This window comes from Hymenobacter sp. 15J16-1T3B, from assembly GCF_020711235.1.
In the GTDB taxonomy this organism is placed as follows: domain Bacteria; phylum Bacteroidota; class Bacteroidia; order Cytophagales; family Hymenobacteraceae; genus Solirubrum.
This window is the reverse complement of sequence record NZ_JAJFAV010000001.1, coordinates 762,402-785,634: the sequence shown is the minus strand read 5'-3', so window position 1 is coordinate 785,634 and position 23,233 is coordinate 762,402. Positions and strand designations below refer to the sequence as shown.

The following is a 23,233-nucleotide window of genomic DNA, read 5'->3' as shown; positions in this document are numbered from 1 at the left end:
ACGCGGGCTCCGGCCCGCGCTACTGCCATGATAGTAACCGTAATCGGCGTGGGGCTTATCGGCGGCTCCTTGGCCCTGAGCCTGAAGCAGCAGGGCCTGGCCAGCCACGTCATCGGCGTCGACCAGAACCCGGCGCACCTGCAAAAAGCCCTGGCTCTGGGCCTCATCGACGAAGCCCAGTCCGACCTGGCGGCCGCCGTGGCCCCGGCCGACCTCGTCGTGGCGGCCGTGCCCGTCGACGGGCTGCTCACGCTGCTGCCCCGGGTGCTCGACCTGGTGACGGCGCGCCAAATCGTCATCGACGCAGGCTCGACCAAGGCCGCCCTGCTGGCCGCCGTGGCCGGGCACCCGCGCCGGGGCCGCTTCGTGGCGGTGCACCCCATGGCCGGCACCGAGTACTCCGGCCCCGAAGCCGCCACGGCCGAGCTGTTTGCGGGCCGCACCCTGGTCATCTGCGACGCCGCGGGCAGCGACCCGAACGCACTGCAGCGAGTGGAAACGCTGTTTCACCAGCTGCCCATGCGCCTGGTCTACCTCGACGCGGCCGACCACGACGTGCACACGGCCTACGTCTCGCACATTTCGCACATCACCTCCTTTGCCCTGGCCCTCACGGTGCTGGAAAAGGAGCAGGAGGAGCAGCGCATTTTCGATCTGGCCAGCGGGGGCTTTGCCTCCACCGTGCGGCTGGCGAAAAGCTCGCCCGCCATGTGGGTACCCATCTTCCGCCAAAACCGCCTGAACGTGCTCGACGTGCTCGACGAGCACTTGCACCAGCTCCACCGCATGCGCGAGCTGCTGCAGCAGGAAGACTACGCCGCCTTCGCCCAGCTCATCGAGCAGGCCAACCACATCCGCCGAATCATCAAGTGAGCCGGTGCAGCTGGAATCCACACGCTCAAACCCGTCATCCTGAGCATAGCGAACCGAAGGTCGGCGTAGTCAAGCACCTCTCGCCAGCCCTGCACCAACCGCCACGCGTAGCCGCCACCGCCCTTTGTCAGAACCTGAGTAGCCGGACTTCAGCGCCGGCGCAGGGTGCGAAGAAGGCCTTTCGGCTACGCCGTACGACAGGCTCAGGATGACAGGCTCAGGATGACAGGCCGACAACCGCCCAGCAACCGACACCAGCCAAGTCAATTAGGCGCCACAGCCCCCGCGGCTCTCTTCACTTCCCTCGTCATCAATTCTGCCTCAATAGCCATGAACCCCACGCCCGCTTCCGCCCCCACGAAAACCAACCCGCTCCTTGCCGACAAGCCCCTGGTCATTGCCGGGCCGTGCTCGGCCGAAACCGAGGCCCAGGTGCTAGATACCTGCCAGCGCCTGGCCCAGACCGGGCGCGTGAACATGCTGCGCGCCGGCATCTGGAAGCCGCGCACCAAGCCGGGCCTGTTCGAGGGCATCGGCACGAAGGGGCTGCCCTGGCTGGTGCGCGCCCGGGAGCTGACCGGCCTGCCCGTGGCCGTGGAAGTGGCCACGGCCAAGCACGTGGAGGACTGCTTGGCCTTCGGCGTGGACGTGCTTTGGCTGGGCGCGCGCACGACGGTCAACCCCTTTTCGGTGCAGGAAGTGGCCGCCGCCCTGCGCGGGGTGGAAGTGCCGGTGCTCATCAAAAACCCGCTCAACCCCGATGTGGAGTTGTGGTCGGGCGCCGTGGAGCGCCTGCGCAAGGTGGGCGTGGAGCACCTGGGCCTGATTCACCGCGGCTTCAGCAGCTACGGGCAGACGGAATTCCGCAACGCGCCCATGTGGCACCTGCCCATCGAGATGAAGCGCCGCTTCCCCGAGCTGCCCATCCTCAGCGACCCTAGCCACATTGCCGGCCGCCGCGAGCTGCTGCCCGGCCTGGCCCAGCAGGCTGCCGACCTCGATTTCGACGGCCTGATGATCGAAGCCCACCAAGAGCCCGACGCGGCCTGGAGCGACGCGGCCCAGCAGGTCACGCCCGAGGCCCTGGCCGCGCTGCTCGACGCGCTCATCTGGCGCCGCGAAACCACCGACCGGCAGGAGTTCCTCACCGCTCTGGCCCAGCTGCGCGAGCGAATCAACCACCTCGACGACGAGATTCTGCAGCTGCTGAGCAAGCGCATGCAGGTCGCCGAGCAGATCGGGCGCTACAAGAAGGACAACAACATCACCATTCTGCAGCCCGGCCGCTGGCAGGAAATCGTGGACCGCGGCGTGCAAAAAGGGGCCAAATTGGGCCTGAGCGCCGGCTTCATCCACCGCCTGCTCGACGCCATTCACCTCGAATCCATCACCCATCAGGACCGGGTGATGAACGAGTAGCAAGCCGCTCATCGTAGAGACGCCTACCTGCGTTTCCTTGTCCGTGCCGTCCAGTCGTCACCGTTGTTTATGATCAAAGCTTGCGGTCGAAGCGCCCCTGGGTGACCTTAATGGTGTCGCAGCCCGGCTTGGCAAGCACGAACCCGAACGTGCCCGAAACCACGCCCGCTGCTACGTCCAGGCGCGTGATAAGCAGCTGCCCCCGGCAATACACCGTTGACCAAGGATCATCCGACTGGACGTCTTGGCATCCTTGGGCTTTGAATTCATCACTTATGTATGCTTGCAGGCCATTGTCGCCGATTAAGTAAGTCCCGGCTTGCGCAACACCACCGCCACCAAAGGCAATATATTGACTGCGGCTGTCGCCGGACTTAGGGTATCGGTAGGTGCGTATGTCAATAGCCCCGCCGGCGTAGGAAGGGTCATACCAGACGTAGAAGTTGGGCACGCTGCCTCGGTGCCCCTTGGGTGTCCAGGGCTGGCCGTTGATGAGGCAGCCTAACGTGTTTTTACCCTCCTGCGTGGCCGGCGGCAGCGCGTCTTCTGGGTTCTTGGGTTGCGGACCGTCCTTGCACTTAGAACACTGAGTCAGCAGTAGCAGGGGGGCGTAGAGGAATAGGCGTTTCATCGGAATGCGGAGTTAGGATAAATACAAAGCCAGCGGCCGGCGCACCCCGATTTCGGGAGTACAACGTGGGCAGCTGGCAATAGGGGGGTAGCAGGAACAGGGGAGGCGGTGCGGCAAGGTAATCATGAGCCGCACCGCCGCAAGCTGGCTAGGCTCCTACTGCCGCTCGAAGTCTAGGGCGTTGAGCAGGGCCAGCATCATGTCCGCGGCGGCGGGGCTGCGCTTGTAGCGGGCCTCGAACTGTGGGTCGTACTGCAAGGGGCCGAAGTACTGCACGAAGGCGCTGGCTTTGAGATGCTGCACGGCCGTTTGCAGCTCCGGCCGCGAGAGGCCGCGCAGCCACTGCGCGTAGGCCGGCGTGACGCGCCGCCCGCGCAGGCACAGGGCGTTGCACTCGCGCAACAGCGGGGCCTCGGCGGCAGCGGTGGCGGGCTGGGCCATCAGGCGCTTCATCAGCCCGGCGGCGGCGTTGGCCACGGCCAGAAAGTCGGTTTCGACGGCGGTGGGCACCGCGGCCGTAGCGGCGGGGCCGGCCGGCGTCTGGGCGCGGGCCGCGCCGGCGGTGAGCAACAAGGAAAGCGCGACGAGTACAGCGTGTTTCATGCGAGCGGTCGGAGTGGGGCAGCGTTTACCGGGCAAGATAAGCACTGCGTGCGCCATCCCGGCACGGAATTGCGCCCCGGGCCGGCAATGCAGCCCGGCCGGCCGGGCGCAGTCTTTCGCATCCTTGCCTACCTTCCGCTTTCCCTGATTCCCCTCAGCCCATGAACACCTTTACCCTGCTTCCGCGCCTGGCCACGGCCGCCGGCCTGCTGGCCCTCGGCGGTTGCGCGGCCTCTGCGCCCCCGGCCGCTACCACCACCCCGGCGCCGACCACCGCGGCGGCCCCGACCGCCGAACCCGCCGTCCGCGGCCTCAGCATCGACCTGGCCGACATCGACCGCTCCGCGTCGCCCTGCGAGGACTTTTTCCAGTTTGCCGGCGGGGCCTGGCTCAAGGCCAACCCCATCCCCGGCTACGCCTCCAGCTGGGGCCCGCGCAACCTGCTGCAAGACCGCAACCAGGCCCTGATGCGCCGCATTCTCGACGAAGCGGCCGCCAATAAGAACGCCGCCAAGGGCTCCAACGCCCAGAAAGTCGGCGACTTCTACGCCTCGGCTATGGATACCGCGGCCATCGAAGCGGCCGGGCTGAAATACCTGCAGCCCGAGCTGGCCCGCGTGGCCGCCGTGAAGGACCGTCGCGGCCTCGTCGAGGCGCTGGCCCACCAGAAAATGCTGCAAACCGGCGCCTACTTCAACATCGGCGTGGAAGTGGACGAGAAAAACTCCGCGCAGTACATCGTGGGCATGTCGCAGGGCGGCCTCACGCTGCCCGACCGCGACTACTACCTCAAGGACGACGAGCGGAGCAAGAAAATCCGCGAGGCCTACCGCACCTACCTGCGCAACACCTTCCAGCTGCTCGGCGACAACGAGGCCACGGCCAAGAAAAACGCCGAGGTGGTCGAGCGCCTCGAAACCCGCCTGGCCAAGGCGTCACGTACCCGCGTAGAGCTGCGCGACCCGCAGAGCAACTACAACAAGATGACAGCCGCCGCGGCTGCCAAGCGCTACCCGCACCTTGAGCTGCCGCGCCTGCTTAGTGCATTGAAGCTTGTGGCTCCAATCATAATCGAGCCGTTTGATCGTCCAGTGCTCGATTCCGAAATCAAAAACTGGTCTAAGAACCAGCCGTTAGTAATCGGCCAGCCCGCCTTCTTGGATGAGGTCAACAAGCTGGTGCAGGCCGAGCCCGTGGCCGACCAGAAAACCTACCTGCGCTGGCACCTGGTACGCACGGCCACCAGCGGCCTGCCCAAGGCTTACGTCGACGAGGCATTCCGCTTTCAGCAGGTGCTGGGCGGGGCCAAAACGCAGACCGTGCGCTGGAAGCGCATGCTGGCCGCCACCGACAACTACCTCGGCGAAGCCTTTGGGCAGCTGTACGTGGACGAGGCCTTCCCGCCCCGCGCCAAGGCCAAGGCCCTGGAAATGGTGGCCAACGTGAAAGCCTCCATGGCCGACCACATCCAGACCAACACCTGGATGAGCCCGGCCACCAAAGAAGAAGCGCTGAAAAAGCTCAACGCCCTGCGCGTCAAAATCGGCTACCCCGACGTGTGGAAGGATTACTCGGCCCTTACCATCTCGCGCGAGTCGTATCTGCAGAACCTGCTGGCTGCCCGCCAGTGGGACTTCCGCGACAATGTCCGCCACCTCGGCCAGCCCATCGACCGCAACGAGTGGGGCATGACGCCGCCCACGGTGAATGCCTACTACAACCCGCCGATGAACGAAATCGTGTTTCCGGCCGGCTACCTGCAGCCTCCGTTCTTCAACCCCGACGCCGACGACGCGGTGAACTACGGGGCCATCGGCGGGGTGATGGGCCACGAAATGACCCACGGCTTCGACGACCAGGGCCGGCAGTACGACGCGGCCGGCAACCTACGCGACTGGTGGACCCAGGCCGACAACGACGAGTTTAACCGCCGCGCCGCCGTGGTGGGCCGCCAGTACGACGCCTTCTCCCCGCTCGATTCGGTACACGTGAACGGCAAGCTCACCATGGGCGAAAACCTGGCCGACTTTGCCGGGCTGACCATCGTGTACGGCGCCCTGCAGAAGCAGCTGCAAACAACTTACGGCAACGGCCCGCGCCCCAAAATCGACGGCTTCACGCCCGAGCAGCGCTTTTTCCTGGCCTGGGCCCAGCTGCGCCGCACCAACATCCGCCCCGAAGCCCTGCGCCAGCAGATCCTCACCGACCCGCACTCCCCCGGCCAGTACCGCACCATCGGCCCGCTGATGAACATGCCGGAGTTCTACCAAGCCTTCGGTTGCCAGCCCGGCCAGAAAATGGTGCGCGCCGAAGCCGACCGCGCCAAGATCTGGTAAGGCACTTCCACCGGCATTCTTCGGCTACGCCTCAGGATGACGAATGAAAAAAGGAGCGTTCTGCACCGTGCAGAACGCTCCTTTTTGCTTTCCGGCAAAAAATATATTGACCCAGCACAGGCACTATTACGAAACATTCGTAGTATTACGAAACAATCGTAATAGCCAGTTATGGAAAAACTCACGCAACCTGAAGAGGACGCCATGCGGGCGTTCTGGCGCTTGGGCGCCGGCTTTATCAAGGACGTGCTGGAAGAGCTGCCCGAGCCGCGCCCGCCTTATACCACCCTGGCCTCCACCGTGCGCAACCTGGAACGTAAGGGCTACCTGCGCGGCGAAAAGCTAGGCAACGTATTCCGCTTCAGCCCGCTGGTGGCCGAGCAGGACTACCGCCGCCGCTTCGTGAGCACCCTGGTGGGCGACTATTTCAAGAACTCCTACAAGGAGCTGGTGTCGTTCTTCGCCAAAGAGCACAAAATCAGCGCCGAGGAGCTCAAGGAAATCGTGCGCATGATCGAGGACGGGGCCGACCCGCAACCGCCGCAGTCATGATGCCTGCTGCGCTGCTTTACCTGGGGCAGATGCAACTGGCCCTGCTGCTGCTGCTGGGCATGTACTACTTGGCGCTGCGCCGGCTCACTTTTCACCGGCTCAACCGCGGCTACCTGCTCGGCAGCCTGGCCTTGGCTGCCCTCTACCCCGCCCTCGACCTGAGCGCCCTGAGTCTGCGCCCGGCCCCAGCCGCCGCGGCCCGGTCCCTGGTGTTGCTGCCCCAGTTGCTGCAAGGCGCCCCGCCGGCCGCGGCGGCTACGGGTGCCGCGCCGGTAGCGGCCGAAACGTGGTGGTGGCTGGGGTACGGCGCGGGCGCGGGCCTGATGCTGGCGCTGCTGCTGGTGCAGGCCGCCGCGCTGTGGCGCCTGCACCGGAGCTCCTGCCCGGCCCAAACGGCGGGTAGCGCCTTTCGGGCCGTGGCGGCGCCCATCAGCCCGTTTTCGTTTGGGCAGCACATCTACCTGAACCCGGCGCGGCACCCGGCCGAGGAGCTGCCGGCCGTGCTGCTGCACGAGCAGGTGCACGTGCGCCAGCTGCACAGCCTCGATACGCTGCTGGGCCACCTGCACCGGGCCCTGGCCTGGGCCAGTCCGGCCGCCTGGTTGTGGCTGCGGGCCGCGCAGGAAAACCTGGAATTTATTGCCGATGCGGCCGTGCTGCGCGAAAGCGCCCTGCCGGCCAAAACCTATCAGTACAGCCTGCTGCGCCTAAGTGCCCTGGGCGCGGCCCCGGCTTTTGCCACGCCGTTTTCTTTTATCACGCTTAAAAACCGCATCCAAATGATGAATACCCCCGAATCGTCGCCGCGGCAGCTGAGCCGCTACGCTGCCGGCCTGAGCGTGCTGCTGCTGCTGGCCGCGGCCTGCGCCACGCCCAAAGCCTCGGAAACCCCGCAGCCCCGCCCCGGCGCCAGCGCCGTCCGCCCCCTCGACAAGCTGACCTACGTGCTCGACGGCCGTCCTGCCACCGAAGCCGAAGTGTTTGCGCAGGAAGAAAATCTGCTGACCCTGCACGCATTCAAAGGCAACAAGCCCAACCAGGGAGCCGACCTGGCCGCCCTGCGGCGCGACTACGGCAGCCGCCTCGACGACGGGCTGATGTTTGCCTTCACCAAAGCCGGCGTGAATACCCCGGCCGTGCAGGCGCTTAACGCTAAATACGGCATCCAGTTGGGCGACCTAGCCGCCATGGCCAAGCACAACGACGCCGTGAAGGCCATGTACCAGAAGGTGCTCGACGGCCAGGGCCTGACGGACGCCGAAATCGGCGGGCGCTTGGTGCTCATCGACCAGCAACCGGCCACGGCCGCGCAGCTACGCGCCCTTGCGCCCAACACCGTCAGCGGATTTGCCGTTACCGACGGGCCAGCCGAGAAATTCGGCGAGGCCGCCCGCAAGGGGCTGGTAGTGGTTACGACCACCGCCCCAGCGCCGCGCGCTGAGGCGGCCACGCCCAGCCCTCTGGTGGGCGACTTGGACCAGCAGCTGAACACCCCGCTGTACTTCCTCGACGGCCAGCCTGCCGACAAGGCTACCGTGGAGCGGCTGGAGCCCGCAGCCATCAGCAGCATGTGGGTGATGAAAAACGACAAAGCCCGGCAGCAGTACGACTTCCGGGACATCGGCACCCACGACGTCATTATGGTCGTCACGAAGGCCAACGAGCAGTCGGCCGCGGTGCAGGAGTTCATCCGCCTGCACGGCATGGAACAGCCCAAGCCCCGCCCCAAAGCCGGGAAACCGACCTCCTCCAGCCAGCTTTACCCTGGGTTTATGACGAAGGACCAATGTTAGTGGAGACGCCAAGGCGCTTCCGTCTTCATTATGCCGCTGGCTTTGTGCGGGCAATCCGGCTCTGGTCGGCCCGTAGATAACGCAAACAGGTGTTGATCCGTAGGGTGTGGCACAGTGCTTTTGAATCTGCCCCTCTTTTCCTGCGCATGACGGCACCCGTTTCCGTTACCGATTACCTGCTGCTGCAGCACCGCCCCGACCTGGGTCTGGTGACGGCGCGCTGGACACGCCCCGTCGGCTCGCAGGAGCTCCGGGCGGGCTACCAGGAAATCCTGCGTTACGCCGGCGGCTGCGACGCCTGCCGGCGCTGGCTGATCGACGCACGCCGCCGGGTCGAAGTCGATGCCCGCGACGTGCACTGGCTCACGTCGGTGTTTTACCCCACACTGCGCCAGCACCTGCACGGGCACGTGTACCTGGCCTTCCTCATCGGGCCGCACCAAGCCGACGACGTGCAGGACGACTCGCTGCCGCCCCTGCCCCACACCCACGGCGACAATTGCTCGGTGAACCAGTTTACCGACGAGGGCGAAGCCGTGCGCTGGCTGGTGGCCCAACGCTAACGCCCGGAACCACCGTCGCCGCCGCAGGCAGTCATTACTGCTGCCCGCGGCGGCGCGTGCGTGTTCAGCGGCTGCTCAGGCCTCCGGCGCCGGGCTGACCGATATGGTCGAGCTGGCGAAGCACCGTTTGCAGCTGCGCGGGCGTGACGGGCTGGTAATGGAGGCCGCTGAGCGGGGTGCCGCCCACGGCCGTTTGCGTCATGGCCATTTCCAGCTCGGTGCCGCGGCGGCGCAGGGCCAGCACCGTGACGGGCTCCCCGCGCGGCACTTTTTTGAATTCGTGGCGCCGGCCCGCGGCCGTGCCGCCCAGCACGGCCCGTAGGTTGTGGAACACCAGGCACACCAGATCCTCGGGCTCGGTGTCGCGCACGGTGAAAAGGACCTTGGGTTCGTTGGAGTTGTAAAACCGGTCGCAGTTCAGCCAGCCCAGGGAGGAGGCCGTGAACAGGTAGCCGCCCAGCTGGCGCGTTTCCAGCGCCGCCAGCTCCTGCTCACTTAGCTTGCCTAGGCGCTGCCGGGCGGCTTCCGCGTTGGGCGCCTCCGGGTCTTGGATGCCGGCCGGGTACACCGGGCGGCCCTTGTCGGTTTTGACGAGTATGCGGCCCCGTTTGGTTACCGTCAGCCACACGGGCACCACCCCGCGGGCGCGCAGGCGCGGCGGCTTCACGCCCAGCGTACGGCGGCGCTGGCGCGGCTGCTTTTCGGCGGGTGCCTGTAGGTACGCGGGCAAAAAGGCGGGCAGCTGGGCCACGGCGCGCTCCACGTTGGCCCGCAGCTCGGGCGTGGGCGGGGCCGTTTGGCGCACGCCGCGGGCCCGGCCGGCCGAGTCGAGCAGGATAACGGCTTTCCAGGCGGCCAGCACCCGCACCCGCCGGCCTTCGTGCCACATTTTCCGCCGCAGCCGTTGCGGGCTGCGGCGCAGCTCGCGCAGCGTGGCTTCGGAGCAGACTAGGCGCCTCTGCAAAAACAGGCGCAGGGGCATCCCAGCCCGAAACACCGGGGCGCCGGCCCGCAGCTGCCGGGGCCGCAACGCCCGGCGCGGGCTTTGCCAGTCGACGCGGCCGGTGGCGGCGGTCGGCACGCCCCGGAACAGCTGCATGCCGGCCACGGGCCGGGGCGCGGGCAGCCGCACGAGCACGGCGGCGCCGGGGCGCAGCTGGCAGGAGCGGCCGTCGGACGTGCGGGCCGTAAGCTGCACCATGCCGCCGGTTTCGAGCAGGTTGTCGCCCGAGGCGGTGTGCAGGCCGTTCAGCACCATATCGGCCACGCTCACAAACTCGCGCAGCCTTACTTCCACGGTACCCGCCACCGCTTTCTGCTCGGGGTCGTCGGCGTAGGCAAACGCGTTGGCGGGCAAGGCCAGCGTGGTGCCGCGTACGCCGGACACCGTGGTATCGAGCGCGGCCTGCAGGCGGAACACCTGCGTGGGGACGCCGGGCAAGCCCGCCCAGGCCGTGGCGGGCTCCAGCTCGGCCGTAGCGGGCCACGGCGCGGCTTCCGCCGGCGTTGCGGCTTCGGGCAACGCAGCAACCGGCCCGGCGTAGGCCGCTGCGGGCCCGGTGGGCTTCTCAGCCACTTCTGCAAGCGGGGCCACCGCAGCCGTCGTGCCCTGACTGCGTTTGCCTCGCGAAACCGCTTGCCGGGCCCGTACCGCGGCGCCGGTGTGGCGCTTGGCCGAAGCGGTGCTAGCAGCGCCCAGCGCCGGGGGAGCGGCGGCCAGGCTGGTGGAGCGCTGCGCAGGTCCAACGCCGCGCCGATTCGCAGGCCGTGCTTCATCGGCAGCAGGCACACCAGTTTCGCTAGTAGATTCCTCCGCTACGCCAGCAGCTACCGGGGCATCGACGGCCCGCGCCGGGTGTGGCGCGGCGCTGATCCGGCTAGGGCTGATACCGGCAGGGCCGGCCGCGTCAGGGACAGACCGCGCCAGCGAATCGGGGGCGGGGGCCTCGACGGAAGCGCGAGGCTGGCCGGTGCGGCTGAGGGCCGAATCGTCGGGGCGGGCGCAGGCGAGCAGGCAGAGAGCCAGCAGCGGGGAGTAACGGTGAAGCATACGAAACGGTGATAAGCGAATAAGCACTTCTGCAACGTCTGCATTATTCCTTTTAGTACCAAGACTTTCCCGGGAAAGCTACCCGACTCCCGACGGCCCCAGGCCACCGCTGCAGGGCGGGCACTGAACTTGTTGGGGCCCGTTGGGTGTTGCAGCGCCGACCCGGCCGCCACGGCCGCGGTTTCTATCCCCGCAATGGCATTAGCCTTCGACATCACCAGCCTGGATTTTCAGCAGGCGCGCATCAAACAGGTCCTTTTCAAATCCCGGCTGCGCTCGGTGCTCTACGGCGTGCGCGAAGCCGACCCGGCCCTGCTCGCGCGTTCCGAAAACCCGTTGGGCCAGTGGCTCGACGCGGTGGTGAAGCCCAAGTACGGCGCCCGCTCCGAGGTAGCCCAGCTCGAAACGGCCCTGCAGCAGCAGCTGGACACCGGCCGCGACCTGCTGCGCCTGTACCAGCGCGGGCAGATCGAAGCCGCCCGCGCCGGCCTGGAGCAGCTCGACGCCCACGCTGCTCGCATCGACGCGCTGCTGCACGAGCTGGAGCGCGCGGTGGTCTGAGCCGCCGCGGGGCAGCCCTTTCGGCGCGCGGTGCGTAGTGGCAGAACGCACCTTACGCCCCAGCCGATGGCTACCGACTTCGACCTGACCCAGCTGCCCACCCGCGCCCCGGCGGGCTTTCACAAAGGCGAAACCCAGCGCGAGCTGAAGCGCATCCGGCAGGAGCTGGTGAGCTGGCAGGAGCGCCTCTACGCTGAAAACCGGCGCAGCATCCTCATCATCCTGCAGGGCATGGACGCCAGCGGCAAGGACGGGCTGATCCGGGCCGTGTTTAGCGGGCTGAACCCGCAGGGCGTGGAGGTGCACGCCTTCAAGGAGCCGACCCACGACGAGCTGGCCCACGACTTCCTCTGGCGCATTCACCAGCGCACCCCGCCCAAGGGCATGATTCACGTCTTCAACCGCTCGCACTACGAAGATGTGCTCATCACCCGCGTGACCGGCTTGGTGGACGCGGCCGAAGCCCGCCGCCGCTTTGCCCGCATCAACGACTTTGAGAAGCTGCTGCAGCAGGCCGGCACCACCATCCTCAAATTCTACCTGCACGTGTCGGAACAGGAGCAGCGCGAGCGGCTGCTGGAACGCGTGCACGACCCGGCCAAGCAGTGGAAATACGAGGCCGGCGACGAAGACAAGGCCCGGCAGTGGCCGCAGTACCGCGCCGTGTACGAGGACGTGTTTCGCCACTGCAACCCCGCCAGCTGCCCCTGGCACCTGGTGCCGGCCGACCAGAACTGGTACAAGGCCTACGTGGTAGCGGCCACCCTGCGCGACACACTGGCCGCCCTGCACCCGGACTTTCCGGCCTCCAAGGCAGCGCGGCCGGCGTAGACTTCACCCCGCTTTTAGTTCTGTTGACGGCTTAAAATCCGCAGTTCACCCGTTAGGCGCGGCGGGGCGGCGGGCCCTTGCGCTATCTTCCCAGCCTCATCCATTCCCCCAATCTGCGAGTCGCTATGATGACGTTTTACTTTCGCCGCGCCGTTTGCCTGAGCAGCTTGTGCGCGCTGCTGAGCGGGCTGCCCAGCCCCGCGCCGCTGCTGGCCCAGGCGGTCCAATCCGCGGCCAAGCCCAGCAGCACCAGCACGCCCACCATCACCACCTCCGACGGCGTGCAGCTCTACGTGCAAGTGTCGGGCCGGGGGCTGCCCTGCGTGTTTGTGCACGGCGGCCCGGGCGCGGGCAGCTACGGCTTCGAAGCCCTGGGCGGGCGTGCCGTGGAGTCGCAGCTGCAGATGATTTACCTGGATCAGCGCGGCAGCGGCCGCTCGGCCAGCTCCTCCGCCAAAGACTATTCCCTGGACCGCCTGGTGCAGGATCTGGAAGACGTGCGCCAGCAGCTCAAGCTGGAGAAATGGGTGGTGATGGCGCATTCCTTCGGCGGCACCATTGCCACGGCCTACGCCGCCAAGCACCCCGAACGCGTGCAGGCGCTGATTCTGGTCAATAGCATTCTGAACCTGCCGGCCACCATGGAAGCCACCACCACCTACGGCTACGCCCTGCTGCCCGCCGCCGGCCGCCCGCCGCTCGATGCGGCCGCCCCGCTGCCCCAGCGCTGGGGCATGGTGATGGGCATGCTGGGCCAGCAGAAGCTCATGGGCAAGCTCATGTACGCCTCCGACACGGCCGCCGCCCGCGCCAGCCAGGTGGTGCGCAGCCAGCCGCAGCGCAATCAGGAATTCGCCGCGGCCGTGTTTCAGCGCCCCGAGTACCTGCAGGATTTCACCGCTGCTTCGGCCCAGCTGAAAATGCCCGTGCTTGTCGTCAGCGGCCGCGAAGACTACGTTACCGGCCCCGACCACTACAAGTCTTTCCGCTTCCCCAACCAGCAGGCCGTAGTGCTGCCCGGCAAGCATTACCCCTTCCAGGAAAGCCCCAAAGAGTTTCAGCAGGCGGTAAGCAGCTTCGTGCGCAAACTGCCGCGCAAGGCCTAAGCTGCTAGAGGACTCGACTAGTAAAAACGACCCCGCTGCGCGTCAGCGGGGTCGTTTTTGTTATTGCGGATGGCCGAGGCTAGTTGCGTCGCCCCCGCGCCGGCGGGCGCGTGGAGAGCAGGCGCACCGTCAGCGTGCGGGTGGTGTCGGTCAGCGGCACGTCGGTGGTGAGGTAGCCGCCGAGCTCGAAGCGGAGCACGAGCGGCCCGCGGGGCAGCTCCGGCAGCAGAAAGAAGCCGGCGGCGTTGGTGCTGGTGCCCAGCGTGGTGCCGCGGGCCAGCACGCTCACGCCCGCCAGCGGCTGCTGGGCGCTGCCCACCACGCGCCCGCTCGGCAGCGGCCGGCGCTCGGCCACCTGGGCCCAAGCCCGGCCGCTGCCGAGGCCCGTCAGCAACAACAGCAAGGGCGCAGTGATTCGCATAGGAAGCAGGGACAATTCGGGACAAAAGTACCAGCCAATCGTGCTGAGGGCCAGTTATCAATTTATTACCCGAGCGGCCGGCTCGGCCGCGGGCCCACCCTGCCGCGGCCCATTCTCGTACGAAGCCTTTGCCCGCGGCCCGCGCGGGCCGCTTCCGCCTATGTCCGCTGCTGCTCCCGCTGCCCCCGCTTCCCCTACCCCGGTCGCCCCGGTCACCCTTTGGTCGCCGCTGACGCACGCCATGTTCCGGGCCATTTGGCTGGCCTCGGTGGTGTCGAACGTGGGCACCTGGATGCAGAACGTGGCCGGCGTGTGGCTGGTGACGACGCTGACTACCTCGGCCTTGCTGGTGGCCCTGATGCAAGCGGCCACCTCGCTGCCAGCCTTTCTGCTGAGCATGCCCGCCGGCGCCCTCGGCGACCTAATCGATAGGCGCCGCCTGCTGCTGGTCACGCAGGGCTTTATGGGCGTGGTGGCCTTCGTACTCGGCATGCTCACCCTCGGGGGCGAGGTATCGGCCTACGGCGTGCTGGGCTTCACCTTCCTGCTCGGCATCGGCTCGGCCCTGAACGCGCCGGTGTGGCAAACGCTGCCCGCCGAGCTAGTGCCGCGGCCGGTGCTGCCCTTTGCCATTACCCTGAACGGGGTGAGCAACAACATTGCCCGTGCCATCGGGCCGGCGCTGGGCGGGCTCATCATTGCCTACTACTCGCCGGGCTACGTGTTTTTGCTCAACGGCGTGTCGTTCGTGGGCACTTGGGTGGTGGTGTACCGCTGGCGGCGCGTGCAGCCCGAGGCCAGTGGCCCGGCCGAAAACTTTGCCGGCGCCCTGCGCGCGGGCTTGCGCTACGTGCAGTATTCGCCGGCCATTTACGCGGTGCTGGTACGGGCCTTCGCGTTTTCGTTCGGGGCGGCGGCCATGTGGGCGCTGCTCTCGGTGGTCACGGCCCAGCGCCTGCACCTGCAGTCGGGCTCCTACGGCGTGTTGCTCTCCTGGCTGGGCGCGGGCGCCATCACCGGGGCCTTCTTGGTGGGGCGCATCGGGCAGCGGCTGAATTTCAACCAGCGGGCCCTGCTCGGCTCCTTCGTGTTTGTGGGCACCAACGTGAGCCTAGCGCTGATGCCGACCGAATACGGGCTGTTTCCGGTGATGTTTGTCTCGGGCGTGGCCTGGCTGATAACCATGACCGCCTTCAGCACCACCGTGCAGCTGCACGTGCCCAAGTGGGTGCAAGCCCGGGTGGTGAGCATGTACATGCTCGTGTTTCAGGCCGGCCTCTCGCTGGGCAGCATCGTGTGGGGCGAGCTGGCCGACCGCGTGGGGCTGAGCTATTCCCTGCTGGGTGCCGCCGCCTGGATGGCCCTGAGCCTGCTGCTGGCCCTGCCCTTCCCCATGCGCGCCGCCGACAACCTCGACCTGGACCCCGCCGAGCACTGGCCCGAGCCCGTGGTGCACGGCGCCGTCGACCCCGACGACGGGCCGGTGGTGGTGATGGTGCAGTACCGGGTGCCGGTGGCCGCGCAGCCCGCCTTCCGGCAGGCCGTGGGCCCACTCACCCGCCTGCGCCTGCGCGACGGGGCCCTGCGCGCCGGCGTGTTTACCGACCTGGCCCAGCCCGAGCTGATTACCGAGTTTTTCTACGTGGCCACCTGGGGCGAGCATCAGCGCCAACACCACCGTTTCACCCGCGAAGACCAAGCCGTGGAAGCCCAGGTGCGGCAGTTTCACCAGGGCCCCGAGCCGCCGCGCGTCACGCACTTTCTGGCCTTCCCGAAGGCGCCCAACGTGGAAGTGCCCACCCCGCCCGAAACCCTGCAGGGCCAACAATGAGCGCCGGCTTTGCCCCGCGGCTGGCCCCGGGCGCCGGGGCTGCTACCTTTGCCCCAATGCCGCCCGCTTCCACACCCGCTGTTTACTTTGCCAATGCCGCCGGCCGCCTGTCGCTCGATCCGGCGGGTTTTCTGCGCGCCCATTGGAGCCGCGGCCCCCGCAGCCTAGCCGATACCCAGGCCCTCTTTGTGCACATGGCCCAGGCGCTGCAGGAGCACGGCTGGGGTCGCATCCTGATCAACCAAGTCGATATGCCGCCTTTCACGGTGACCGAGCAGCAATGGGTAACGTCGCACTGGCTGCCCCAGGCCGTGGGGGCGGCCGGCTACCGGTTCGGGGCCGTGCTGGTGTCGCCGCAGGTGCTCACGCGCCTGGCCACGGCCTACATTACCACCCACGTGCAGGGCCTGCCGCTGGTCTACCGTTCCTTCGAGCGCGACGAGGACGCGGTGGCGTGGTTGCTAAGCCAACCGGTATAATGCTGTTCCGACCGCCGCCTAAGCGACTGGTTTACGACCTTGGGCGCTTTGGTATTTATCCGCGAAGCACCCGGTTTCATACCTTGATGTTTGAAAAACCGCGGGCTCCCGACAAACAAAAAAAGCCCCATTCTAGCTGCGTTGGCAACCCTAGCGGCAGTTTCGGCCGTAGGTAAGGTTCAATCCGCCGAATCAGTTAACTTGCGGTGGGCAATTATGCAGTAGGACTATTTCTGCACCCAGGTACTTTTTCCGTTTCGACGACGCACGCTCACGCCCTCTCGTATGTACAGAATCTTTGCTCTTTGGCTGGGCATTTTCCTGGCCCTGCTCGACCCCAGTGGGGCGGCGGCCGGCACGCCCGCTGCGCCCGAAACAACCCTGGAAACGCAAGGCGTGCCGCGCCCGCGCTACAAGTATTACCGCCACAAAGCCAAGTCGCGCAAAGCCAAGCGCAAGGCGCGCAAGCAGAAGAAAACCAACCGCGGCCTCTTCCGCAAGAAGCCGAAGGGCGTTATCACCGTCGATCCGCCGGTGCGTAATCAATAAGCGCTAGCTCCGGCTACCGCAGGCGCAACCGCGCCTGCCGCTTCCAAGGCGGCAGGCGCGGTTTGTTGCTTTTGGGCGGCTGGCCCCGAACTGCCGGGCTGCGTATACCTTTGCCCGGCGACTCGTCAACTGGCGGGCCGTTGCGCCACTTCCTTTCCATTTCCCACCCCATCGACTTCATGAACGCATCCCGGATCGAGCACGATTTTCTGGGCGAGCGGGCCATTCCGGCCGACGCCTACTACGGCATCCAGACCCTGCGCGCCCTCGAAAACTTCCACATCACCGGCATTCCGCTCAAGGCCGAGCCGCTGTTTGTGCAGGCCCTGGCCTACGTAAAAAAGGGCGCGGCCCTCGCCAACCGCGACCTGGGCGTGCTCGACGCCACCCTGGCCGGCCACATCGCCCAGGCCTGCGACCGGGTGGCCACCGGCGAGCTGGACAACCAGTTTCTGACCGACATGATTCAGGGCGGGGCCGGCACTTCGGTGAACATGAACGCCAACGAGGTCATTGCCAACGTGGCCCTGGAGCTGATGGGCAAGCCGAAGGGCCAGTACGAGTTTTGTCACCCCAACAACCACGTCAACTGCTCGCAGAGCACCAACGACGCCTACCCCACGGCCTTCCGCATCGCGCTGAACAACAAGCTGCAGAGCTACCGCGACGCCCTGGCCGAGCTGGCCGACGCCTTCGCGGCTAAGGGCGAGGAATTCCGCAACGTGCTGAAAATGGGCCGCACCCAGCTGCAGGACGCGGTGCCCATGAGCATGGGCGACGAGTTCAAGGCCTTTGCCACCAACCTGCGCGAGGAGCTGCTGCGCATCGACGACTCGCGCCGGCTCATCAGCGAAATCAACATGGGTGCCACCGCCATCGGCACCCGCGTGAATGCCCCGGAGGGCTACGCCGAGCTGGTCACCCAGCACCTGCGCGACATTACCGGGCTGGACCTGGTGCTGGCCGGCGACCTGATCGAAGCCACCTACGACACCGGGGCCTACGTACAGCTCTCGGGCGTGCTCAAGCGCACCGCCGTCAAGCTCTCCAAGATCTGCAACGACCTGCGCCTGCTCTCCTCCGGCCCGCGCACCGGCATCAACGAAATCAACCTGCCGCCGCTGCAGCCCGGCTCCAGCATCATGCCCGGCAAGGTGAACCCGGTGGTGCCCGAGGTGGTGAACCAGACGGCTTTCTACGTTATCGGCGCCGACCTGACGGTGACCATGGCCGCCGAGGCCGGGCAGCTGCAGCTGAACGTGATGGAGCCGGTTATCAGCTTCGCCTTGTTTACCAGCATCAGCTACATGACCAACGCCGCCCACACCCTGCGCGAAAAGTGCGTGGTAGGCATCACCGCCAACGCCAAGCACGCCGAGGACCTGGTGCGCAACAGCGTGGGCATCGTCACGCAGCTCAACCCCGTGCTCGGCTACGAAGCGGCGGCCGAAATTGCCAAGGAAGCCCTGCGCACCGGCAAGTCGGTGTACCAGATTGCCGTGACCGAGCGGCAGCTGTTGAGCCAAGCCAAGTGGGACGAAATCTTCACCTTCGAAAACCTGATCCGCCCGCACTTCATTCAGTAACTCAACCTGGTCTCCCGAGCAGCGCCGTTGGCGGGCCATAGCCCACCTACCTGCTTGGTTCGGCCCGGCAGCTACTGCCTTTGACCAAATACCACAACGGCCCCGCTGCAGGTGACTGCGGCGGGGCCGTTGGTTGTTACGGGCTTGCGTTGGGTAGTTATTCGACCACCTGTGCGGTGGGGTCCCAGCCGTGCATGGCGGCGGCGGGCGTGTAGAGCGCAGCCTGCTGGGCATTTAGCTGCTTCGACCACAGGGCGCGGTGCTTGGCCTTGGCGGCCCCGTCACCCTTCGACTTGAACTCGGCGAAGAAGGCATCCTGCTTGTTGTCTTCCTTGCCCCAATGGTCCCAACCTTTGGGTTTAATCACGGCGCTCAGCTCGCAGTTGAGCAGCACGGTCTTGCCAAACGGCTTCCAGGGACGGGCCAGGAAGTAGGAGTCTTCGGGGGCGTCGCCGGTGATTTTGCAGCGCTGCAGCACAAAGCCGAACGTGACCGTGTCGGGCGTGGACGGGGCCATGATGCAGGTGCCCTTAGGCTTGCAAAACAGGGTGCAATCCTCAAACCACGCCGTGCCCGAGCCCAGGATAAAGTCGGTGGTGCCTTCGATGTAGCAGTTCTTGTAATACTGGCGCGAGCCGTAGCCGTACACGTAGAGCGTGTCGCGGTAGCCGAGGAAGCGGCAGTTGCGGAACTGCGCCTTGTCGCCGTACACCCACATGGCCGGGCCCTGGCCCGCCGTGTGCCCGGCCGTGTTCTGGAAGGTGAGGTTTTCGGCCGAGAAGTTGTTGGCAAACACCCGGAACGAGGCGGCTTCCGACGTGCCCAGCGGCTCGGCGGCCCCCTCGACCACGCGGCCGTTGTAGTCGTCGTACACCAGGATGGTTTCCTCCGCGGCTTCGCCCACCAAGTGCACGTTGTCCTGCTTTTTGGCCAGGTTCAGCTTTTCCTTGTACACGCCCTTCTTGATGAAGATGGTAATGGGCGTGGTGTTGTTCTTGGGCACGGCGTTCAGGGCCTCCTGCACGGTGCGGTAGTTGCCGCTGCCGTCGCGGGCCACCACGACGCGCTGGCCCGTCTGCTGGGCCTGGGCCAAGCCGGCTGCAAAGCAGACCAGCAGCCAAAATAGTAGTACTTTTTTCATAGCAAACAGGATGGGTGGAAAGTCAAGGAGGAGCAGTACACTGGTAGCCAGCACCCGCAAGCGTCGGCGACAGTGGTAATACGGCTGAGCTGAGCAAAACAACACAGCAGGTTTTTTGCACCGTTTTTTCAGCAAACGACCAACTTCACCAGCTTCCCAAAGAGAAGTTCCGGAGATGTTAAATCAGCGGATTTGGGCGGCTCCCAAAATAGCGCCGGCTAATATACCGGAATAGGACGAAATTCAGGCAATCGATAATGTAAAAAGCCTTGTTACCGAATTGTTAAGCCCCGCCATACCACCGGTGCCCCGGACCACCTGCGCGTAGCAGCCAGTCCGGGGCACCGGTGGTATGGCGGGGCCGGGGAGCACCCAGCTACGGCGGTTAGCGCGTGGCCAGGTCGTTGTCCTGCAGCATGGACACGCGCTGCGTGGGCCGCGTGCTCAACTCCAGGGTGTAGCGGCGCGTCACGCGGTCGGTTTGCACGACGATGGCGTACTGCCCGTCCTCGAGGTTTTTCACGTTCAGCTTGCGGCCAAACGAGGGCGCTTTGTCGCTGCTTTGGTAGAGGCGGGCCCCGGTTTCGAGATTCTCCAGCCACACTTGGCTGGTTTTCTGTGAGGGGTTGCTAACGCTCAGCAGGTAGGTGAAATCCGAGAGCTTGTCGACGCGCACCGGCACGCCCTCGACCGCGGTGGCCGGGCGGTCGGCGCCGGGGGCCGCAGCCGCGGCGGGTTGGGCCACGCCCAGGGCGCAAGCGGTGGCGGCCAGGAGCAGGAAGCGAGTGTTGAGCAGGGCAGTTTTCATAGCGGGTAGGGTTGGAAGGGTTGGGCGGGGCACCAGCAGCGCGTCCGGCCATCCGGTAGCGGCGTTGCTGATTGACAGAAGCAAAGGTATTTGGCCCCGCTAGCTCGCGCACTCACATCATCCGGGGCACTCACCGCTACCGTGCCTGACAATCAGCACCTAACCCGCTTCCCAGTGCCTACAGTGCCGTTGGCCGCCCCCGGGATTCCCCCAAAGATGTGAGGCCGCGCGGCCCCCGCCCCGACGCCTTACCACGAGCCGCTGTTGTCGTTGGTGTCATCGAAGCCCCCGCCGCCCGTGTCGCCGGACGACGGGTCGTCGTAGGAGCCCGAGTCGCCAGAGGAGAAGTAGTCGGGTGAGCTGTCGGCGGCATCGTCGGCGAAGTAATCAGGCGCGTCGGTGCCGCCTTGGTCGTTGCCGGTGTTGTCGAGCAACGGAAAGCCGCCGGACGACGCCCCGCTGCCGGTGGGCAGCGGCGGCGCGGCGTGGGCATCGGTCCCGAGGTTGTCGTAACGGTCCGCGTCGTGCCCGGAAGCCATGCGGTTGCCGATGTAGGCTCCGGCCGCAGCGGCAGCTCCGGTTAGCAGCGCGCCGCCCAGTCCCGGGCCCGAACCGCCCCCGAAGCCACTGCCGCCGCGGTTGGGGTAGAAGTCCGGCGCCGGCTGGTTGACGGGTCCGCGGCCGTAGCCCCCGGCTTGGTTGTAGCCCCCCGGGCCGGCTGGCTGGCCGGGGCCGTAGCCAGTATTGGCCGCCGCCCGCCGCCGAAACAGCCTCAGCAGCAGCCATACCCCACCGCCGAGCACCAGCGCCCCCAGCGCCATGGCCCCGAGGCCGAAGCCGGGGCCGGGCGCCGGCGCCGCAGCGGCCGTCGGCTCGTTGGGCGAGAAGGGCGCCTCGGCCGGAGCCGCAGTCGGTTCATCCAGCGCCGGGGTAGTCGGGGCCGCCGCGGTGCTCAGGTCGCTGCCAGCCGCGGCGCTTCCGGCGGTGGCGCCCGCGGCAGCACTCGTTTTTTTGCGCGGGTCCGAGTCGGGGTTGGCGGCCAGCATCAGCGTATTCAGGCCGGTGCGCAAGCCCAGGAAGTAATTACCCTGCTTGAAGCTAGGCGTCATCTGCTCCCCGATGATGCGGTTGATGAGCTCGGGAGGAAGCTGCTGGCGCAGGCCGCTGCCGGCCTGAATCGACACTTTGTGCTCTTGCCCAGCCAGCAGCACCACCACGCCGTTGTCTTGGTCGCGCTGGCCCACGCCCCAGGCGGTGCCCAGGGCCCGGGCGTAGTCGGCCACCGGGCGGCCGTCGAGGGTGGGCACCGTCACCACCACGATTTGGGTGCCGGTGTTGTCGGCGTAGCGGCGCAGGCCCTGCTCCAGCTTCTGGGCATCGGCGGGCGGCAGCAGGTTGGCTTGGTCGGTAACGAACTGAAACGGCGCGGGGCGGGGCGGCAGTTCGCCAGCCGGGGCGGCGTAGGCGGGCTGCCCCCAAGCAGCCACCAGGCACAGAAAAACCAGGAGCAGGAAGCGGTACATAGGTGCGAAGTCGAAAGAGTGAAATGCTACTGCTGCCTTGTACGCCCGGCACCCGCCCGCGGCTGCCCCGGCCCCGCCCCCAGCCACGCAAAGCGCCCCCGCCGGAGTGGCGGGGGCGCGAACTGTAAACCCAGAAAAAACGCCAGCTGGCAATTATTCCGCCGTGGCCAGCGCCGTCGTCGACACCGTGCCGAGGCGGGCCACCCGCTCGCGGGAAGAGTGAATATCGAGGGTGTAGTTGTAGGTTTTCTTGCCCACCTTCACCAGGAAAGCGTACTGGCCATCGGGCAGCTCCTGCACGTTCAGGCGGTTGCCAAACACGGTTCCGCGGCTGTACTGCTGGTACAGCAGCTTGTTGTTGGCCATGCTCAGCAGCTGCAGTTCGCCCTGCTGCCGGCTGGGGTTGCTCACGCGCACCAGGTAGGAAAAGGGCCCGACCTGGTCGATGCACACGGGCTGGGGCCGCCCGACGGCTTGGGCGCGGGCCGGCAGGCTGGTGCCTACGAGGCCCAGGCAGGCGGCCAGCGCGAAGCGGGACGCCGTTTTGATGAAGGTTTTCATAGCGGTTAGGTGGTAAAAAGGGTTGGAAGATTGGAGCCCGCTGAAGGCCGCGGGCGGCCTCAACGAAAACATTCGTACAGGCACCAATTCCCCTCATCCGTTGCTTGAAAAGCCTATGATTTTTCGCCGAGGTTGGTATTTTTCAGAAAGTTGTACCGCCGGCCCCGCGCCGCCGGCCGCTCAGGGCAGCGGCCGCGCGGCCACGTAGGCGCGCAGCATTTCCGCCGGCCAGGCTTCCAGCGCGAGCAGGGCCGCGTACGGGTCGCCGGAGAGGCCAAGCAGCTGGGCAAAAGCCGGCTCGGTTTTCAGGCCCTGCTGCTTGAGCTGCTGCACCGCCCGGCGCCAGGCTTCCCCGCCGGCCTGCAGCACCGCGTGCTCCACGTGCAGATGCCGCAGGGCCTGTTGCTGCCGCGCCGGTAGCGGCTGCGCAAAGACTTCCCAGTCGAAGCCCGCGGCGTGAAAGCGGCAGACCACCGTGGGCTGTTCCTGCCAGCGCGTGTGGTGCAGCTCAAAGCCGGGCAAGGCCCCGTACTGGCTCCGCAGCAGCTCCCCGAAGCCGGGCAGCTGCGCCGCGCTTGCTTGGCAGATCAGGTCCAGGTCGCTGCCGGCCACGTCGACGGCCAGCGGCAGGGTGCCGGCCAGCACCGGACCGTAGGCGGCCAGCGTGCCCAGAATACCCAGCTGCTGCAGGGCCGCGTAGGCCGCTTGCTGCCGCGGCGTGCCGGTTTGCAGGTAGTCGATGGTATGCCAGTTGCGCATGGGCCCAAACTTACTGAGACCCGCGCCGCCCCGGCCACCCGCTCGCTGCCTCCCTAGCAGGGCGGCCCCGCGGGCACCCGGCGGGCGGAGCCGCCGAAGGTGTGACTTGGTAGAACTTGCGCTGCCCCAGCCCGTAAGCATACCGGGCCGCTTGCGCGAGCCGCGTTTCTTGCCCCACACCTCGGCATAACTTACCCGGCAGCCTGCTGGTTGAGAAGGCGCGGCTCCCCCCAAACGCTCCACCGTCCACCCGGCCG

General features: G+C 66.7%; 22 protein-coding genes. 13 read left to right on the top strand and 9 right to left on the bottom strand.

What is annotated here, in order from left to right:
• The first annotated feature begins 27 nt into the window (after nucleotides 1-27).
• Nucleotides 28-873 carry a prephenate dehydrogenase gene (locus tag LJ737_RS03285; RefSeq protein ID WP_227762922.1) on the top strand — a complete coding sequence of 282 codons (846 nt, stop codon included), beginning with the start codon at nucleotides 28-30 and terminating at the stop codon, nucleotides 871-873.
• 330 nt (nucleotides 874-1,203) lie between these two features.
• On the top strand, nucleotides 1,204-2,292 hold the full coding sequence (locus LJ737_RS03280) for a chorismate mutase (protein ID WP_227762919.1): 1,089 nt from the start codon (nucleotides 1,204-1,206) through the stop codon (nucleotides 2,290-2,292).
• Nucleotides 2,293-2,365: 73 nt separating this feature from the next.
• Here the strand turns inward: LJ737_RS03280 and LJ737_RS03275 are convergent, their stop codons facing one another.
• Both LJ737_RS03275 and LJ737_RS03270 read right to left on the bottom strand, forming a co-directional pair.
• Nucleotides 2,366-2,923 carry a Riean_0653 family protein gene (locus LJ737_RS03275; protein WP_227762917.1) on the bottom strand — a complete coding sequence of 186 codons (558 nt, stop codon included), beginning with the start codon at nucleotides 2,921-2,923 and terminating at the stop codon, nucleotides 2,366-2,368.
• A 156-nt stretch (nucleotides 2,924-3,079) separates the two neighbouring features.
• The gene (locus tag LJ737_RS03270) at nucleotides 3,080-3,526 is read right to left on the bottom strand and encodes a hypothetical protein (RefSeq protein WP_227762916.1); all 447 of its coding nucleotides are present in this window, start codon (nucleotides 3,524-3,526) and stop codon (nucleotides 3,080-3,082) included.
• Nucleotides 3,527-3,687: 161 nt separating this feature from the next.
• Between LJ737_RS03270 and LJ737_RS03265 the strand changes: the two genes are divergently transcribed.
• From LJ737_RS03265 to LJ737_RS03250, 4 genes are all read left to right on the top strand, one after another.
• A complete protein-coding gene (locus LJ737_RS03265) occupies nucleotides 3,688-5,862 on the top strand; it encodes a M13 family metallopeptidase (protein ID WP_227762915.1) in 2,175 nt (724 codons plus the stop codon).
• A gap of 171 nt (nucleotides 5,863-6,033) precedes the next feature.
• Entirely contained in the window at nucleotides 6,034-6,414 is a 381-nt protein-coding gene (locus tag LJ737_RS03260; RefSeq protein ID WP_227762914.1) for a BlaI/MecI/CopY family transcriptional regulator, read from the top strand.
• Nucleotides 6,411-8,207: a M56 family metallopeptidase gene (locus LJ737_RS03255; protein ID WP_227762913.1), complete on the top strand. Its 1,797-nt coding sequence runs from the start codon at nucleotides 6,411-6,413 to the stop codon at nucleotides 8,205-8,207. The genes LJ737_RS03260 and LJ737_RS03255 overlap by 4 nt, the downstream gene beginning before the upstream one ends.
• A gap of 146 nt (nucleotides 8,208-8,353) precedes the next feature.
• On the top strand, nucleotides 8,354-8,770 hold the full coding sequence (locus LJ737_RS03250) for a hypothetical protein (protein ID WP_227762911.1): 417 nt from the start codon (nucleotides 8,354-8,356) through the stop codon (nucleotides 8,768-8,770).
• Nucleotides 8,771-8,834: 64 nt separating this feature from the next.
• On the opposite strand, the gene LJ737_RS03245 is transcribed toward LJ737_RS03250, so the two are convergent.
• Nucleotides 8,835-10,346: a hypothetical protein gene (locus LJ737_RS03245; protein ID WP_227762910.1), complete on the bottom strand. Its 1,512-nt coding sequence runs from the start codon at nucleotides 10,344-10,346 to the stop codon at nucleotides 8,835-8,837.
• A 669-nt stretch (nucleotides 10,347-11,015) separates the two neighbouring features.
• On the opposite strand from LJ737_RS03245, the gene LJ737_RS03240 reads away from it, so the two are divergent.
• The 3 genes from LJ737_RS03240 (at nucleotide 11,016) to LJ737_RS03230 (ending at nucleotide 13,318) form a co-directional block, all read left to right on the top strand.
• Entirely contained in the window at nucleotides 11,016-11,381 is a 366-nt protein-coding gene (locus tag LJ737_RS03240; protein WP_227762909.1) for a hypothetical protein, read from the top strand.
• Nucleotides 11,382-11,447: 66 nt separating this feature from the next.
• Nucleotides 11,448-12,212: a PPK2 family polyphosphate kinase gene (locus LJ737_RS03235; RefSeq protein WP_227762908.1), complete on the top strand. Its 765-nt coding sequence runs from the start codon at nucleotides 11,448-11,450 to the stop codon at nucleotides 12,210-12,212.
• Nucleotides 12,213-12,337: 125 nt separating this feature from the next.
• The gene (locus LJ737_RS03230; RefSeq protein WP_227762907.1) at nucleotides 12,338-13,318 is read left to right on the top strand and encodes an alpha/beta fold hydrolase; all 981 of its coding nucleotides are present in this window, start codon (nucleotides 12,338-12,340) and stop codon (nucleotides 13,316-13,318) included.
• Nucleotides 13,319-13,397: 79 nt separating this feature from the next.
• Here the strand turns inward: LJ737_RS03230 and LJ737_RS03225 are convergent, their stop codons facing one another.
• Entirely contained in the window at nucleotides 13,398-13,739 is a 342-nt protein-coding gene (locus LJ737_RS03225) for a carboxypeptidase-like regulatory domain-containing protein (protein ID WP_227762906.1), read from the bottom strand.
• Nucleotides 13,740-13,899: 160 nt separating this feature from the next.
• Between LJ737_RS03225 and LJ737_RS03220 the strand changes: the two genes are divergently transcribed.
• The 4 genes from LJ737_RS03220 to aspA all read left to right on the top strand — a co-directional run bounded on the left by LJ737_RS03220 (nucleotide 13,900) and on the right by aspA (nucleotide 18,184).
• The gene (locus tag LJ737_RS03220; RefSeq protein WP_227762905.1) at nucleotides 13,900-15,570 is read left to right on the top strand and encodes an MFS transporter; all 1,671 of its coding nucleotides are present in this window, start codon (nucleotides 13,900-13,902) and stop codon (nucleotides 15,568-15,570) included.
• Nucleotides 15,571-15,626: 56 nt separating this feature from the next.
• The gene (locus LJ737_RS03215; protein WP_227762904.1) at nucleotides 15,627-16,049 is read left to right on the top strand and encodes a hypothetical protein; all 423 of its coding nucleotides are present in this window, start codon (nucleotides 15,627-15,629) and stop codon (nucleotides 16,047-16,049) included.
• A 285-nt stretch (nucleotides 16,050-16,334) separates the two neighbouring features.
• Entirely contained in the window at nucleotides 16,335-16,598 is a 264-nt protein-coding gene (locus LJ737_RS03210; RefSeq protein WP_227762903.1) for a hypothetical protein, read from the top strand.
• 179 nt (nucleotides 16,599-16,777) lie between these two features.
• Entirely contained in the window at nucleotides 16,778-18,184 is a 1,407-nt protein-coding gene (gene aspA, locus LJ737_RS03205) for an aspartate ammonia-lyase (protein ID WP_227762902.1), read from the top strand.
• A 157-nt stretch (nucleotides 18,185-18,341) separates the two neighbouring features.
• Here aspA and LJ737_RS03200 read toward each other — a convergent pair whose 3' ends face one another.
• From LJ737_RS03200 to LJ737_RS03180, 5 genes are all read right to left on the bottom strand, one after another.
• Nucleotides 18,342-19,325 (bottom strand): pectinesterase family protein, encoded by a 984-nt coding sequence (locus LJ737_RS03200; RefSeq protein ID WP_227762900.1) that lies wholly within the window; start codon nucleotides 19,323-19,325, stop codon nucleotides 18,342-18,344.
• Nucleotides 19,326-19,710: 385 nt separating this feature from the next.
• Nucleotides 19,711-20,133, bottom strand: a complete 423-nt coding sequence (locus tag LJ737_RS03195; protein WP_227762899.1) for a hypothetical protein — start codon at nucleotides 20,131-20,133, stop codon at nucleotides 19,711-19,713.
• 248 nt (nucleotides 20,134-20,381) lie between these two features.
• Complete coding sequence (locus LJ737_RS03190) at nucleotides 20,382-21,656, bottom strand: TPM domain-containing protein (protein WP_227762898.1); 1,275 nt, start codon at nucleotides 21,654-21,656, stop codon at nucleotides 20,382-20,384.
• Between the two features lie 153 nt (nucleotides 21,657-21,809).
• Entirely contained in the window at nucleotides 21,810-22,217 is a 408-nt protein-coding gene (locus LJ737_RS03185; protein WP_227762897.1) for a hypothetical protein, read from the bottom strand.
• A gap of 180 nt (nucleotides 22,218-22,397) precedes the next feature.
• On the bottom strand, nucleotides 22,398-22,976 hold the full coding sequence (locus tag LJ737_RS03180; RefSeq protein ID WP_227762896.1) for a DUF4269 domain-containing protein: 579 nt from the start codon (nucleotides 22,974-22,976) through the stop codon (nucleotides 22,398-22,400).
• Nucleotides 22,977-23,233 lie beyond the last annotated feature (257 nt).